Genomic DNA, 15,034 nt, shown 5'->3' on the forward strand with positions numbered 1-15,034 from the left:
GTGTGCGGGGTGCGGGCTGCGGGCTAGATCGTGCCCAGCTTGATGATCGACAGCAGGGCGACCAGCTGGATCGCGGACGCGCCCAGGGCCTTCGGCCACGGCAGGTCGTGCGACTTGCTCACCAGCGAGGTGAACAGGGCGCCGGCCGCCACCCAGGTGGCCCAGCCCAGCACCTGGACGACCATGTTGTCGCCGCCGAGGAACACGGCGAACAGCAGGCGCGGCGCGTCCGTGATGGACATGACCAGCATCGACAGGCCCACCGTCGGCTGCCACGAGCCGTCGCCGCCCAGCTGGCGGGCCAGCGTGTGCGTGACCGCGCCCAGGATCAGGCCGCAGATGACGAAGGCCACACCGGCGGACAGGACGATCGGGATGGCCTTCGGCACGGTCGCCTTGATGACGTCCTCGCGGGCGTCGTCGAGGCCGAAGACCGCCAGGAGCCCGTAGAGGAAGGTCACGATCAGCGCGGGACCCCAGACCGCGTAGTCGCGCATCTGGAGGAAGGTCTGACCGGGCCGCGTCACGATCCCGCGGAGCAGTTCCTTCCACGGCAGCCGCGGCCCGGACGGCGCCGCCGAGGCCGCACCCGCCTGGTAGGTCGCGCCCTGGCCGTACGGGTCCTCGCCGACGGCGAAGACCTGGGTGTGCCCCGGGTTGTCGTTGTAGCCCCCACCGCCCCCACCGCCTCCGTGGCCGTACGGGGGCTGCTGCGCGTGCGGCTGCTGCTGCCCGTACGGGTCGAAGTACTCCGGCTCGCCTTGACCTCCCGGGCCCGGCTGCGGCCACTGCTGCTGCGGTGGCGGGCCGCCGACGGGAGGGTAGGGCGGGCGGCCGTACGGCGGCGGTTGCTGCTGACCGTACGACTGCTGCTGCTGCGGGGGTTGTTGCGGAGAGCGGTTGTTGTCCCTGCCGCGTCCGATCCTGAATCCAGCCACGTGATCGAACGTACCTGGTCCGGCGAGCATCGGTGGACGGGCAGCCGGAACAGCCACCCTTTGCGGCTGACCTGTGACATCCCTTAGGGGATCCCGGAGGGGCTGTCCCCACCCCGTGTGCGACCCCGCCGAGTGCCCGATTTACGAGATTGCGGTGTGTTCTGCGGCTTTCCGTTACGTTCTCGACGGATTACGCACATATCGGGTCCGTAGCTTCGTACTCGTCGCCGCCAGGCAGGACGAACGAGTACGAGCACGAGACACGAGAAGAGCCCCACACATGCGCACCACTCGCCGAACCACCCTTCGCAGCGCCGCCGTCGTCGCCGGCGCGGCCACCGCCCTGGCCGTCCCCGTCGGCTCCGCCTTCGCGCACTCGCCGGCCGTACCGCAGGCCCCGTCGGTCAAGTCGTCCGCCGGCCCGGCCCCGAGCGTCCGCGTGTACGTCACCACCGTGAAGCTGGCGGACGGTTCCGTCGCCAAGGTCTACAAGATCGGCGACAGCTACTTCGAGGCGGACATCTTCGCCGGCTCCACGAAGCTGGACAGACTGGTCGGCAAGGGCGGGGCGGCGTCGTACGGGCAGAACAACGGCCTGCACGTCGTGCTCCAGCCGAACGGCACGGTCACCTCCTGGATGGACGGCGCGTCGAAGCCGCAGCCGAAGCCGAAGCCCGCCCCCGAGGAGGAGATCAGGAAGGAGAGCTCCGTGCGGATCACCCTTGCCGACGGGCGGATCGCCAAGCTCGTGGACGGCCCGAACGGCAAGCGCGTCGAGCTCTCCACGTCGAAGGGCCACGCCCTCGCCACGATCGACGTGCGACGTGCGAGCGTCCAGCACGACGGCTGGACGTGCAAGCTCGTCCGCGACGGCAAGCACGTGAAGTTCGTCGTCATCGACGGCAAGGGCGGCGGGAACAGCTGGGTCTACGACTTCGACGGCAGGCTGATCGAGAAGTACACGGTGGACCCGGCGGGGGTCGGCAGCCCGGTGCTGGTCGCCTCGGGCGGCGGCACGGCGGCGGCCGGTGCGGCCGGGCTGGGCTTCACCATGCTGAGCCACCAGGCCTGAGGCCCTCCCCTCCCTGCCTGCACGACGGAACGGCCGGTCCCCCGGGTGGGGGACCGGCCGTTCCGGTACTGCGGGTGTCCTGCGTCCTACGGCCTACTTGGTCTCGGCCTCGGTCTCGGGCTCGGTCTTGGCCTCGGGCTCGCTCTCGGGCTTGACCTCGGCCTCGGCCTCCGCCTCGGGCTTGACCTCGGCCTCCGCCTCGGGCTTGACCTCGGCCTCCGCCTCGGGCTTGACCTCGGCCTCGGCCTTGACCTTGGCTTCCGGCTCGGCTTCGGCCTCCGGCTCGGCTTCGGCCGCCGCCTTCGCCTCGGCTTCCGCCTTTGCTTCGGCCTCGGCCTTCGCCTTGGCCTCTGCCTTGGCCTTCGCCTCAGCCTCGGCCTTCGCCTTGGCTTCCGCCTCCGCCGCGGCCTTCGCGGCAGCTGCCTCCGCCTCCGCCGCGGCTGCCGCCTCGGCCTCCGCCGCCAGCGCGGCCAGCTCCTCCTCCGTCGGGCCCGGGGCCTTCACGGAGTCGAGCAGCAGCTGCGCCACGTCGACCACCTGGACGTGTTCCTTCGCCTGGCCGTCGTTCTTCTTGCCGTTCACCGAGTCGGTGAGCATCACGAGGCAGAAGGGGCAGGCGGTGGAGACGATGTCGGGGTTCAGGGACAGGGCCTCGTCGACGCGCTCGTTGTTGATGCGCTTGCCGATCCGCTCCTCCATCCACATCCGCGCGCCACCGGCGCCACAGCAGAAGCCCCGCTCCTTGTGGCGGTGCATCTCCTGCTGGCGCAGGCCCGGCACGGCCGACATGATCTCGCGCGGCGGCGTGTAGACCTTGTTGTGCCGGCCCAGGTAGCACGGGTCGTGGTACGTGATCAGGCCGTCGACCGGCGTGACCGGCGTGAGGCGGCCCTCGTCGATCAGGTGCTGCAGCAGCTGCGTGTGGTGGATGACCTCGTACTCGCCGCCCAGCTGCGGGTACTCGTTCGCGATGGTGTTGAAGCAGTGCGGGCAGGTCGAGACGATCCGCTTCGCCGACTTCGGCTTCTTCGTCGACGGATCGTCGTCGTCCTCGCCGAACGCCATGTTCAGCATGGCCACGTTCTCCTGGCCCAGCTGCTGGAACAGCGGCTCGTTGCCCAGGCGGCGCGGCGAGTCACCGGTGCACTTCTCGTCGCCGCCCATGATCGCGAACTTGACGCCCGCGATGTTCAGCAGCTCCGCGAAGGCCTTCGTGGTCTTCTTGGCCCGGTCCTCCAGGGCGCCGGCGCAGCCGACCCAGTAGAGGTAGTCGAACTCGGAGAGGTCCTCCGCGTCCTTCCCGATGATCGGGACCTCGAAGTCCACCTCCTTGGTCCACTCGACGCGCTGCTTCTTCGCCAGGCCCCAGGGGTTGCCCTTCTTCTCCAGGTTCTTGAGCATCGTGCCCGCCTCCGACGGGAACGCGCTCTCGATCATCACCTGGTAGCGGCGCATGTCGACGATGTGGTCGATGTGCTCGATGTCGACCGGGCACTGCTCCACGCACGCACCGCAGGTGGTGCAGGACCACAGCACGTCCGGGTCGATGACGCCGTTCTCCTCGGCGGTGCCGATCAGCGGGCGCTCGGCCTCCGCGAGAGCGGCGGCCGGGACACCGGCGAGCTGCTCCGCCGTGGCCTTCTCGTTGCCCTCCATGTCCTTGCCGCCACCGGCCAGCAGGTACGGGGCCTTGGCGTGCGCGTGGTCGCGCAGCGACATGATGAGCAGCTTCGGGGACAGCGGCTTGCCCGTGTTCCAGGCCGGGCACTGCGACTGGCAGCGACCGCACTCCGTACACGTGGAGAAGTCGAGGATGCCCTTCCAGGAGAACTGCTCGACCTGGGAGACACCGAAGGAGTCGTCCTCGCCCGGGTCCTCGAAGTCGATCTCCTTGCCGCCCGAGGTCATCGGCTGCAGGGCGCCGAGCGCCGTGGCGCCGTCCGCGTTCCGCTTGAACCAGATGTTCGGGAAGCCGAGGAAGCGGTGCCAGGCGACACCCATGTTGGTGTTGAGCGAGACCGTGATCATCCAGGTGAAGGACGTGACGATCTTGAGCGCCGCGAAGAAGTAGGTGAGGTACTGCAGCGTGCTCAGGCTCAGCCCGTCGAAGAGGGCGATCAGCGGGTACGAGGCGAAGAAGCCGGGCTCCCAGCCGTCGACGCCGTGCAGGGTCCCCTCCAGCGCGCGCAGCGTCATGATGCAGGCGCCGACGATCAGGATGACGGCCTCGACGAAGTAGGCCTGGCCCGTCTTGGAGCCCGTGAAGCGGGACTTGCGCCCCGCCCCGCCCGGCCGGTTCAGCTGCCGGATCACGATCAGGGTGACGATGCCGAGCACGGTCATCAGGCCGAGGAACTCGGTGAAGATCTCGTACGGCAGCCAGTCACCGATGATCGGGATCAGCCAGTCGGCCTGGAAGAGCTGGCCGAAGGCGTTGACGATCGTCAGCAGCAGTGAGAAGAAGCCCACCGCCACGAACCAGTGCGCGAAGCCGACGATGCCCCAGCGGTTCATGCGGGTGTGGCCGAGGAACTCCTTGACCAGGGTGATGGTGCGCTGCGTGGGATCGCCGGTGCGCGTGCCCGCGGGCACTGGCTGGCCGAGTCGCACGAAACGGTAGATCTGCACGGTGGCACGGCCGAACAGCGCGACGGCCACCACCGTGATGACCAGCGACACGATGATCGCGGCGAGTTGCATGGAAGGGCTCCTCGGGCGGCACTTACTAAGCGGTAACTTATGAAGTCAAGGCTTGAGGTTACCCATTCCCGACGCCGCAATGTAGCCGAGCGTGCGGTGATCTGTGTCGCTCAGGCGACCCTTTGCCGGTACGCCGCGCGCGGGGTCTGCGCCAGGATCGCGAGGTCCATCCCGAGCCAGTGGTTCTCCACATAATGCCGGTCGAGCAGAGCCATCTCCTCCCAGGGGAGGTCCGAACGCGCGCTGACCTGCCACAATCCGGTCATTCCGGGGCGTACGAGCAGTCGTTCGGGGCGGTCGGTACGGGCCTCCGGCCGCGGCCCGACCAGTGACATCTCGCCGCGGATCACGTTCAGCAGTTGCGGGAGGCCGTCGAGGGCGCAGCGGTCCAGCGCCGCGCCGATCCGGCCGGCGCCGTCGTCGGTGCGCAGTCGCCAGGTGCGGAAGGGTCTGCCGCCCAACCCCGCCGCGACCTCCCGCGCGAACGGGCGGCCGCGCAGGGTCGCGTACAGCAGAGCGGTGATTGCCGCGAGCGGCAGGCCGAGCGCCGCGAGCAGCACCAGTGCCCCGACGAGGTCGAACACCCGCTTCGCCGGTGGGGCGGCGGGGGTCCGCACCCGCGGAGCGGTGAGGGTGAGAGGCATGCCAGCACGCTGCCGTACGCCTCCGGCGGTCTTGCGGTGGCGCGCGGCCATGGTGACCCGTTCGGCCGTCCCTCCGTTGCCGGGGGCCGACCCCCGGAGGCCGGACGGGGCCGGGTTCGAGCTCCCAGGGTTGCGCGTAAGCGCTAGCTAAAGGTTGAGTCGACTCGACTCAGCTCTGTTGACGCAAGCGTGGCGATGCGGCATGGTTGAGTCTGTTCCACTCAAGTCAGCTGGAGGAATTGAAATGGCACGTGCGGTCGGCATCGACCTGGGCACCACTAACTCCGTCGTCAGCGTTCTGGAAGGCGGCGAGCCCACCGTCATCACCAACGCCGAGGGCGCCAGGACCACGCCGTCCGTCGTCGCCTTCGCCAAGAACGGCGAGGTCCTCGTCGGCGAGGTGGCCAAGCGCCAGGCGGTCACGAACGTGGACCGGACCATCCGCTCCGTCAAGCGCCACATGGGCACTGACTGGAAGATCAACCTGGATGGCAAGGACTTCAACCCGCAGCAGATGAGCGCCTTCATCCTGCAGAAGCTGAAGCGCGACGCCGAGGCGTACCTGGGTGAGAAGGTCACGGACGCGGTCATCACCGTCCCGGCCTACTTCAACGACTCCGAGCGTCAGGCGACGAAGGAGGCCGGCGAGATCGCGGGCCTGAACGTCCTGCGCATCGTCAACGAGCCGACGGCCGCCGCCCTGGCCTACGGCCTCGACAAGGACGACCAGACCATTCTCGTCTTCGACCTCGGTGGCGGCACCTTCGACGTGTCGCTCCTGGAGATCGGCGACGGCGTCGTCGAGGTGAAGGCCACCAACGGTGACAACCACCTCGGTGGTGACGACTGGGACCAGCGCGTCGTCGACTACCTGGTGAAGCAGTTCGCCAACGGTCACGGCGTGGACCTCTCCAAGGACAAGATGGCGCTCCAGCGTCTGCGCGAGGCCGCCGAGAAGGCGAAGATCGAGCTGTCCTCCTCCACGGAGACCACGATCAACCTGCCCTACATCACGGCTTCCGCCGAGGGCCCGCTGCACCTGGACGAGAAGCTCACGCGCGCCCAGTTCCAGCAGCTGACCGCGGACCTGCTCGACCGCTGCAAGACCCCGTTCCACAACGTCATCAAGGACGCCGGCATCGCGCTGTCCGAGATCGACCACGTGGTCCTGGTCGGCGGCTCCACCCGTATGCCGGCCGTCGCCGAGCTCGTCAAGGAGCTCACCGGCGGTCAGGACGCCAACAAGGGCGTCAACCCGGACGAGGTCGTCGCCATCGGCGCCACCCTCCAGGCCGGTGTGCTCAAGGGTGAGGTCAAGGACGTCCTGCTCCTCGACGTGACCCCGCTGTCCCTCGGCATCGAGACCAAGGGCGGCATCATGACCAAGCTCATCGAGCGCAACACCACGATCCCGACCAAGCGGTCCGAGATCTTCACGACGGCCGAGGACAACCAGCCGTCCGTGCAGATCCAGGTCTACCAGGGCGAGCGCGAGATCGCGGCGTACAACAAGAAGCTCGGCATGTTCGAGCTGACCGGCCTGCCGCCGGCCCCGCGTGGCGTCCCGCAGATCGAGGTCTCCTTCGACATCGACGCGAACGGCATCATGCACGTCACGGCCAAGGACCTTGGCACGGGCAAGGAGCAGAAGATGACCGTCACCGGCGGCTCCTCGCTCGGCAAGGACGAGGTCGACCGCATGCGCCAGGAGGCGGAGCAGTACGCGGACGAGGACCTGCGCCGCAAGGAGGCGGCCGAGTCCCGCAACCAGGGCGAGCAGCTCGTCTACCAGACGGAGAAGTTCGTCAAGGACAACGAGGACAAGGTCCCGGCCGACGTCAAGACCGAGGTCGAGTCCGCCGTCGCCGAGCTGAAGGAATCGCTCAAGGGCGAGGACACGGCCGAGATCCGCACCGCGACGGAGAAGCTCGCCGCGGTCAGCCAGAAGCTCGGCCAGGCCATCTACGCCGACGCGCAGGCCGCCCAGGCCGCCGGCGGCGCCGGTGACACGGGCCAGGCCAAGGCCGACGACGACGTGGTCGACGCCGAGATCGTCGACGACGAGAAGCCGAAGGGCGGCGCTGCCTGATGTCGGAGGAGACCCCGGGCTTCGACGAGAAGCCCGAAGTCCCCGACGCCGGTCAGAACGACGCCGAGCCGAAGGCCGCCGACTCCGCCAAGGAGGAGGCGGCGGCCCCGGCCGGGGACGCAAGCCAGGACGTGGCGCTGCTGGCGCAGCTGGACCAGGCCCGTACCGCGCTCTCCGAGCGCACCGCGGACCTCCAGAGGCTCCAGGCCGAGTACCAGAACTACCGCCGCCGGGTGGAGCGGGACCGGATCACCGTCAAGGAGATCGCGGTCGCGTCCCTCCTGACGGAACTGCTCCCGACCCTGGACGACATCGGCCGGGCGCGGGAGCATGGCGAGCTGGTCGGCGGCTTCAAGTCGGTGGCCGAATCGCTGGAGACCGTCGCCGCGAAGATGGGCCTGCAGCAGTTCGGCAAGGAGGGCGAGCCCTTCGACCCGACGATCCACGAGGCCCTGATGCACTCGTACGCGCCGGACATCACGGAGGACACCTGCGTGGCGATCCTTCAGCCGGGGTACCGGATCGGCGAGCGTACGATCCGTCCCGCACGGGTCGCGGTGGCCGAGCCCCAGCCGGGCGCGGCCCCCAAGTCCGAGTCCGCGGAGGGCGAAGCGCCGGACGGCTTGGACGCGGATGCCCCCGACAAGGGCTGATGCACCACACGTAGAAGCACGGGAGGAGGGACACCGGGGATGAGCACGAAGGACTTCGTCGAGAAGGACTACTACAAGGTCCTCGGTGTCCCGAAGGACGCCACCGAGGCCGAGATCAAGAAGGCGTACCGGAAGCTCGCACGCGAGTTCCACCCGGACGCCAACAAGGGCGACGCCTCGGCCGAGGAGCGCTTCAAGGAGATCTCCGAGGCGAACGACATCCTCGGCGACGCCAAGAAGCGCAAGGAGTACGACGAGGCGCGCGCCCTGTTCGGCAACGGTGGCTTCCGCCCCGGGCCGGGCGGCGGCGGCTCGTTCAACTTCGACCTCGGCGACCTCTTCGGGGGGCAGCAGCAGGGCGCCGGCCAGGCCGGCGGCTTCGGCGGCGGCCTGGGTGACGTCTTCGGCGGCCTCTTCAACCGCGGCGCCGGCCCGGGTACGGGCACCCGTACCCAGCCGCGCCGCGGCCAGGACATCGAGTCGGAGGTCACCCTCTCCTTCACGGAGGCGGTGGACGGGGCCACGGTCCCGCTCCGGATGTCCTCCCAGGCTCCCTGCAAGGCCTGTTCGGGCACCGGCGACAAGAACGGCACCCCCCGGGTGTGCCCGACCTGTGTCGGCACCGGCCAGGTCTCGCGGGGCAGCGGCGGTGGCTTCTCCCTGACCGACCCCTGTGCGGACTGCAAGGGCCGCGGCCTGATCGCGGAGACCCCCTGCGAGGTCTGCAAGGGCAGCGGGCGTGCCCGTAGCTCCCGCACCATGCAGGTCCGGATCCCGGCGGGCGTCTCCGACGGCCAGCGGATCCGGCTGCGCGGCAAGGGTGCGCCGGGCGAGCGCGGCGGTCCCGGCGGTGACCTCTACGTGGTCGTGCACGTCGGTTCCCACCCGGTGTTCGGCCGCAAGGACGACAACCTGACGGTGACCGTGCCCGTGACGTTCGCGGAGGCGGCGCTGGGGGCCGACATCAAGGTCCCGACCTTGAACGGCCCTTCGGTGACGCTGAAGCTGCCGCCGGGCACCCCCAACGGGCGCACCATGCGGGCGCGCGGCAAGGGAGCGGTCCGCAAGGACGGCACCCGCGGCGATCTGCTGGTCACGGTGGAGGTCGCGGTCCCGACCGAACTGTCCGACAAGGCCCGCGAGGCCCTGGAGATGTACCGCGAGGCGACGGAGTCGCAGGACCCGCGCTCCGCGCTGTTCGAGTCCGCGAAGGGAGCATGACATGGACGGCCGCCGACGACAGTCCTCCCGTCTGGGAAATGGTGCCTACCAACTCACCGACGAGACCCCGGTCTATGTGATCTCGGTGGCCGCCCAGCTCTCCGGTCTGCATCCGCAGACCCTCCGCCAGTACGACCGCCTCGGCCTGGTCTCCCCGGACCGTACGGCCGGCCGCGGCCGGCGCTACTCGGCCCGTGACATCGAACTGCTCCGTACGGTGCAGGCGTTGTCGCAGGACGAGGGCATCAACCTGGCGGGCATCAAGCGCATCATCGAACTGGAGAACCAGGTCGCCGCGCTCCAGCAGCGCGTGGCCGAGCTCGCCGCGGCCGTGGACGGGGCGGCGGCCACGTTGCAGGCCCGCGAGGCCCAGGTGCACGCCTCGTACCGGCGCGACCTGGTCCCGTACCAGCCCCCGCAGCCGGGCAGTGCCCTCGTCGTCTGGCGGCCCAGCCCCAAGCGCCCGATGGACTGACCGGCACCCCGGTCCCCGTCTCGCACACCCGCCGGGCCCGCCCCTCCCAGGGCGGGGCCTGCGGGCTTTCGGAGCCCTTGCGGCCTCGTGGCCTCGCGGCCTCGCGGCTCGCGGCTCGCGGCTCTCGGCGCCCTCGGCGCCCTCGGCGCCCTCAGAGGCCTTCCGGGTCCGGCTCGTGGTCCGGATGTCCGTCGGCGTCCTGGTCCGGGCAGGAGGGCCGGCCCAGGATGCCCGCCTGGGCGATGAGGTAGCCGAGTTGGGCGCGGCTGCCGCTGCCGAGGGTGGTGGCGAGCTTGGCGATGTGCGCCCGGCAGGTGCGGACGTTCATGCCGAGGCGGCGCGCGATGGCCTCGTCGACGTGGCCCTCGATCAGGAGCTGGGCGATGGTCCGCTGCACGCCGGAGATCCCGCCGGGGGTGCTGCGGTACGTCACTTCCTCCTGGAGCGGCACGGCCCGGTGCCACAGCTGCTCGAAGACCTTGATGAGGTAGTCGACCAGGCCCGGGTGGCGCAGTTCCAGGGCGACCCGGCGGTCGTCGCTCACGGGGATGAAGGCGACCGTGCGGTCGAAGATGATCAGGCGTTCTATCAGCTCTTCGAGGGTGCGGATCTCCACCTTGCCCGTCGAGATCCGTTCCACGTAGGCCAGCGTGCCCTGGCTGTGCCGCGCGGTGTGCTGGTACAGGGTCCGTATGCTGACCCCGCGGTCGATCAGCGGCTGGTCGCGTTCCAGGGCCTGGGTGAGGGCCAGGGAGGGCCGGGCGCCGCCCGGCTGGACCGTCAGCACCTCGGTGTGGCATTCGGCCGTCGCGAGGTTCAGGGCGGCGTTGATCTGTTCGAAGCCCTCCAGCACCGTGATGGCGTGCGTGTTGGCCGGGCTCTGTGCGCTGATGGCGAGGAAAGGCTCGAAAGTGTCGGTGAGATCTACAGCGCTGCGTCGGCGGTCCTGGATCTCGCGTTCAATCGGATGGAGCCGTTGAGCCAAAGCTACGGCCGGCGGAACCGGACGGAGCTGGTTCGCGTCATCCGGGTCGGGCTGCAGAAGAGCGAATTCAAGCAGGCAGGGGGCGTTCTGGATCTCGCCCCGGGCGATCCGGCCGGTGCTCAGCGCGGTCGCGTAGAGCCGCGTCCCCTCGGCGCACATGGACGTCACAGGGTGGGGATGTGTCGCCTTTGTCTCGTTTCGCGTCAAATCTCCACCCCCCAGGGTCCTGAACATGCAAGAACATGATGCATCGTCCCTGTGGCATTGACGTGCCTGAATGAGCCATCGTCTGTCACGCGGGGGAGAGGATTCCATCAAGTGAGGACGAAGCCGACCATGTACAAGAGAATGCTTCGCTCGGTGCTTGCCATAGTTTTCTCCGCCGTTGCGGTTTTTGGGGCAGTCAGCGCCGTCGAAAGTGACGCGGGGAGCGCTAGGGACGGTCAGGGCACGAGCCTGACGAGCACGGACGACACGGGCTGGACCACGGCGCCCGCGGGTAAGTACGCGGACACCGGCTGGACCAGCCACCAGCTGGGCGGGAACGGCGATACGGGTTGGACCGACGCGCCTGTGACGGTGTCCGCGTGACCCCCGACGATCGCGGCTTCCGCCGCGAGATGGCCTCGGCCTACCGGTCGGGCTGGCAGTTCATCGATCTCGCCACGGCCATCCCCCACCCGGGCGACTCGTTGATGGTCACCCTGTTCGGCCAACCGATCGTCGTCGTGCGCGAGGAGGACGAGGACGTACGTGCCTACCGGTGCCTGCGCCGCCCGCGGGGCGCGCCGCAGCCCGTCCGCTGCGAGGTGCGCTACGGAATGGTCTTCGTCAATCTCGATCAGCGGGACCACCAGCTCTTCGAACCCGATATCACCACCGCCACCCCCCGCAGTGCCTGACGCGATTCCCCCGTCGTTCCAGATCGCTCAGGCGCTACCCCCACACAACGGCGCCATCGTGGACCTGACCACGATGGCGCCGTTGTGATGTCCAAGTCCAGTGCCTGAACCGGACAAGATGAAGAATCAACGGCTTACGCGCGCCCCATGGCCCGGTCCAGGGTGATCTCCATGACGACCCGGTCGGGATTGGGTGACGGCGTGCGCCCGTAGCGCTCCGCGTAGCGCGCCACCGCGTCGGCGACCGACGCCTCGTCCGTGCGGATCACCGCACGGCCCTCCAGCGTGGCCCAGCGGCGCCCTTCCATCTGGCAGACCGCGACCCGCGCGCCCTCCGGCCGAGCCGTCGCCTCCCCGGCCTCCCCGGCCTCCCCGGCCTGAGCGTCCTGCGCTTCCTGCGCCGCCAGGATGTTGCGCACCTTCTTGCTGTGCCGGTTGCTGATCACCCGGGCCAGGCCGGCCTCCGGGTCGTACGTCACCCCCACCGGCACCACGTGGGGCGTGCCGTCGGGGCGCGGGGTGGTCAGGGTGCAGACGTGCCGCTCCCGCCAGAAGGCGAGGTACTCGGGCGTCGGATTGAGTACGTCATGGGACATGGCCCGAAGGGTACGGCCCGATCGTGCCCTCATTTGCCTTGAGTGGAATAGACTCAACTTTGCATACGCTGACATTGTCAGTGTTGTTGTCGGAGCCAGTCGGAACTACCCCTTGGGGAGAGGAGAGGACACCGTGGACGCCGAGCTGACCAACAAGAGCCGGGACGCGCTGAACGCGGCCACCAGCAGGGCCGTCAAGGACGGCCACGCGGATCTGACTCCCGCGCACCTCCTGCTGGCCCTGCTCGCAGGCGAGGACAACGAGAACGTCATCGACCTGCTGGTCGCCACCGACGCCGACCAGGCCGCCGTGCGGACCGGAGCCGAGCGACTGCTCGCCGCCCTGCCCAGCGTCACCGGCTCCACGGTCGCGCCCCCGCAGCCCACCCGCGAACTGCTCGCCGTACTCGCCGAGGCGGACGCGGAGGCCGGCAAGCTCGGCGACGACTACCTCTCCACCGAACACCTCCTCATCCCCGCCCCCCCCAAGGGCGGCGCGGCCGGCGAGGTCCTTTCCACCCAGGGCGCGACGGCGAAGAAGCTGCTCGACGCCTTCGAGAACGCACGAGGAGGACGGCGGGTGACCACCCCCGATCCCGAGGGTCAGTACAAGGCCCTGGAGAAGTTCGGCACCGACTTCACGGCAGCCGCGCGTGAGGGCAAGCTCGACCCGGTCATCGGCCGTGACCAGGAGATCCGGCGCGTCGTGCAGGTGCTCTCGCGCCGTACGAAGAACAATCCCGTGCTCATCGGCGAGCCCGGCGTCGGCAAGACCGCCGTCGTCGAGGGCCTGGCCCAGCGCATCGTCAAGGGCGACGTCCCCGAGTCCCTGAAGAACAAGCGGCTCGTCTCCCTGGACCTCGGCGCCATGGTCGCCGGCGCCAAGTACCGCGGCGAGTTCGAGGAGCGGCTGAAGACCGTCCTCGCGGAGATCAAGTCCAGCGACGGCCAGATCATCACCTTCATCGACGAGCTGCACACCGTCGTCGGCGCGGGCGCCGGCGGCGACTCCGCCATGGACGCGGGCAACATGCTCAAGCCCATGCTGGCCCGCGGCGAGCTGCGGATGGTCGGCGCGACCACCCTCGACGAGTACCGCGAGCGGATCGAGAAGGACCCGGCGCTGGAGCGGCGCTTCCAGCAGGTGCTGGTCGCCGAGCCGTCCGTCGAGGACACGATCGCGATCCTGCGCGGGCTCAAGGGCCGCTACGAGGCCCACCACAAGGTCGTCATCAACGACAGCGCGCTGGTGGCCGCCGCGACCCTCTCCGACCGGTACATCACCTCCCGCTTCCTCCCCGACAAGGCCATCGACCTCGTCGACGAGGCCGCGTCCCGGCTGCGCATGGAGATCGACTCCTCCCCGCTGGAGATCGACGAGCTCCAGCGCTCCGTGGACCGCCTGCGGATGGAGGAGCTGGCCCTGAAGAACGAGTCCGACCCGGCCTCCATCGAGCGCCTGGAGAAGATCCGCAAGGACCTCGCGGACCGGGAGGAGGAGCTGCGCGGACTGACCGCCCGCTGGGAGAAGGAGAAGCAGTCCCTCAACCGGGTCGGTGAGCTGAAGGAGCGCCTGGACGACCTGCGCGGCCAGGCCGAGCGCGCCCAGCGCGACGGCGACTTCGACACCGCGTCCAAGCTGCTCTACGGGGAGATCCCGACCCTGGAGCGCGAGCTGGCCGAGGCCACGGAGGAGGAGGCGGAGGCCTCCAAGACCGGCAGCTCCAAGGACTCCATGGTCAAGGACGAGGTCGGCCCCGACGACATCGCCGACGTGGTGGGCGCCTGGACCGGCATCCCGGCCGGCCGGCTGCTGGAGGGCGAGACCCAGAAGCTGCTCCGGATGGAGGACGAGCTGGGCCGCCGCCTGATCGGCCAGGGCGAGGCCGTACGGGCCGTCTCGGACGCCGTCCGCCGCACCCGGGCCGGTATCGCCGACCCGGACCGTCCGACCGGCTCCTTCCTCTTCCTCGGCCCGACGGGCGTGGGCAAGACGGAGCTGGCCAAGGCCCTCGCCGACTTCCTCTTCGACGACGAGCGGGCCATGGTCCGCATCGACATGTCGGAGTACGGCGAGAAGCACAGCGTGGCCCGGCTCGTCGGCGCCCCGCCCGGCTACGTCGGCTACGAGGAGGGCGGCCAGCTCACCGAGGCCGTGCGCCGCCGCCCGTACAGCGTGGTGCTCCTGGACGAGGTGGAGAAGGCCCACCCCGAGGTCTTCGACGTCCTGCTGCAGGTCCTGGACGACGGCCGGCTCACGGACGGCCAAGGCCGGACCGTGGACTTCCGCAACGCCATCCTGATCCTGACCTCGAACCTGGGCAGCCAGTTCCTGGTGGATCCGCTGACCCCGCCGGAGCAGAAGAAGCAGCAGGTCCTGGACGTGGTGCGGGCCTCCTTCAAGCCGGAGTTCCTCAACCGCCTGGACGACCTGGTGGTCTTCTCCGCGCTGACCCAGGACGAGCTCGCGCACATCGCGGAGCTCCAGATCGGCCGCCTGGCCCGGCGCCTGGCCGAACGCCGGCTGACCCTGGACGTCACGCCGGAGGCCCTGGCCTGGCTGGCCGACAAGGGCAACGACCCGGCGTACGGCGCCCGGCCGCTGCGGCGCCTGATCCAGACGGCGATCGGCGACCGCCTGGCGAAGGAGATCCTCTCCGGCGAGGTCCGGGACGGCGACACCGTACGGGTCGACGTGGCGGGCGAGGACCTGCTGGTCGGCAAGGCGCTCTGAGCGGGGCGGCCGCGGGTCGCTCAGG

At 69.7% G+C, this 15,034-nt stretch carries 13 protein-coding genes; 8 read left to right on the plus strand and 5 right to left on the minus strand.

The annotated features are described in order from the left end of the window. Positions 1-23: 23 nt before the first annotated feature. The gene (locus tag AB8A24_RS05620; RefSeq protein ID WP_369474963.1) at positions 24-938 is read right to left on the minus strand and encodes a Yip1 family protein; all 915 of its coding nucleotides are present in this window, start codon (positions 936-938) and stop codon (positions 24-26) included. Between the two features lie 280 nt (positions 939-1,218). Between AB8A24_RS05620 and AB8A24_RS05625 the strand changes: the two genes are divergently transcribed. After that, positions 1,219-2,010: a hypothetical protein gene (locus AB8A24_RS05625; RefSeq protein ID WP_369474964.1), complete on the plus strand. Its 792-nt coding sequence runs from the start codon at positions 1,219-1,221 to the stop codon at positions 2,008-2,010. A 93-nt stretch (positions 2,011-2,103) separates the two neighbouring features. Here AB8A24_RS05625 and AB8A24_RS05630 read toward each other — a convergent pair whose 3' ends face one another. Next, positions 2,104-4,710, minus strand: coding sequence for a heterodisulfide reductase-related iron-sulfur binding cluster (locus AB8A24_RS05630; protein WP_369474966.1), 2,607 nt, complete (start codon positions 4,708-4,710; stop codon positions 2,104-2,106). Between the two features lie 110 nt (positions 4,711-4,820). Further along, entirely contained in the window at positions 4,821-5,354 is a 534-nt protein-coding gene (locus AB8A24_RS05635) for a sugar transferase (protein ID WP_328962358.1), read from the minus strand. A gap of 244 nt (positions 5,355-5,598) precedes the next feature. Between AB8A24_RS05635 and dnaK the strand changes: the two genes are divergently transcribed. The 4 genes from dnaK to AB8A24_RS05655 are packed head-to-tail and all read left to right on the plus strand — an operon-like array spanning position 5,599 to position 9,792. Beyond that, positions 5,599-7,443: a molecular chaperone DnaK gene (gene dnaK / locus AB8A24_RS05640; RefSeq protein ID WP_369474968.1), complete on the plus strand. Its 1,845-nt coding sequence runs from the start codon at positions 5,599-5,601 to the stop codon at positions 7,441-7,443. Continuing rightward, the gene (gene grpE, locus AB8A24_RS05645) at positions 7,443-8,096 is read left to right on the plus strand and encodes a nucleotide exchange factor GrpE (RefSeq protein WP_030726590.1); all 654 of its coding nucleotides are present in this window, start codon (positions 7,443-7,445) and stop codon (positions 8,094-8,096) included. The genes dnaK and grpE overlap by 1 nt, the downstream gene beginning before the upstream one ends. A gap of 39 nt (positions 8,097-8,135) precedes the next feature. After that, complete coding sequence (gene dnaJ, locus AB8A24_RS05650) at positions 8,136-9,317, plus strand: molecular chaperone DnaJ (protein ID WP_266382605.1); 1,182 nt, start codon at positions 8,136-8,138, stop codon at positions 9,315-9,317. 1 nt (position 9,318) lies between these two features. Further along, positions 9,319-9,792 carry a heat shock protein transcriptional repressor HspR gene (locus tag AB8A24_RS05655; protein WP_030726584.1) on the plus strand — a complete coding sequence of 158 codons (474 nt, stop codon included), beginning with the start codon at positions 9,319-9,321 and terminating at the stop codon, positions 9,790-9,792. A gap of 151 nt (positions 9,793-9,943) precedes the next feature. On the opposite strand, the gene AB8A24_RS05660 is transcribed toward AB8A24_RS05655, so the two are convergent. Beyond that, positions 9,944-11,011 carry a helix-turn-helix transcriptional regulator gene (locus AB8A24_RS05660; protein WP_328962357.1) on the minus strand — a complete coding sequence of 356 codons (1,068 nt, stop codon included), beginning with the start codon at positions 11,009-11,011 and terminating at the stop codon, positions 9,944-9,946. Between the two features lie 102 nt (positions 11,012-11,113). On the opposite strand from AB8A24_RS05660, the gene AB8A24_RS05665 reads away from it, so the two are divergent. Next, on the plus strand, positions 11,114-11,368 hold the full coding sequence (locus AB8A24_RS05665; RefSeq protein WP_369474972.1) for a hypothetical protein: 255 nt from the start codon (positions 11,114-11,116) through the stop codon (positions 11,366-11,368). Between the two features lie 29 nt (positions 11,369-11,397). Further along, complete coding sequence (locus tag AB8A24_RS05670) at positions 11,398-11,679, plus strand: (2Fe-2S)-binding protein (RefSeq protein ID WP_051762453.1); 282 nt, start codon at positions 11,398-11,400, stop codon at positions 11,677-11,679. Positions 11,680-11,813: 134 nt separating this feature from the next. Here AB8A24_RS05670 and AB8A24_RS05675 read toward each other — a convergent pair whose 3' ends face one another. Next, a complete protein-coding gene (locus tag AB8A24_RS05675; RefSeq protein ID WP_369474974.1) occupies positions 11,814-12,275 on the minus strand; it encodes a pyridoxamine 5'-phosphate oxidase family protein in 462 nt (153 codons plus the stop codon). 133 nt (positions 12,276-12,408) lie between these two features. Between AB8A24_RS05675 and clpB the strand changes: the two genes are divergently transcribed. Beyond that, on the plus strand, positions 12,409-15,009 hold the full coding sequence (clpB, locus tag AB8A24_RS05680; protein WP_369474975.1) for an ATP-dependent chaperone ClpB: 2,601 nt from the start codon (positions 12,409-12,411) through the stop codon (positions 15,007-15,009). Positions 15,010-15,034: the final 25 nt, after the last annotated feature.

It is taken from the genome of Streptomyces sp. BF23-19, from assembly GCF_041106355.1.
Taxonomy (GTDB): domain Bacteria; phylum Actinomycetota; class Actinomycetes; order Streptomycetales; family Streptomycetaceae; genus Streptomyces; species Streptomyces virginiae_A.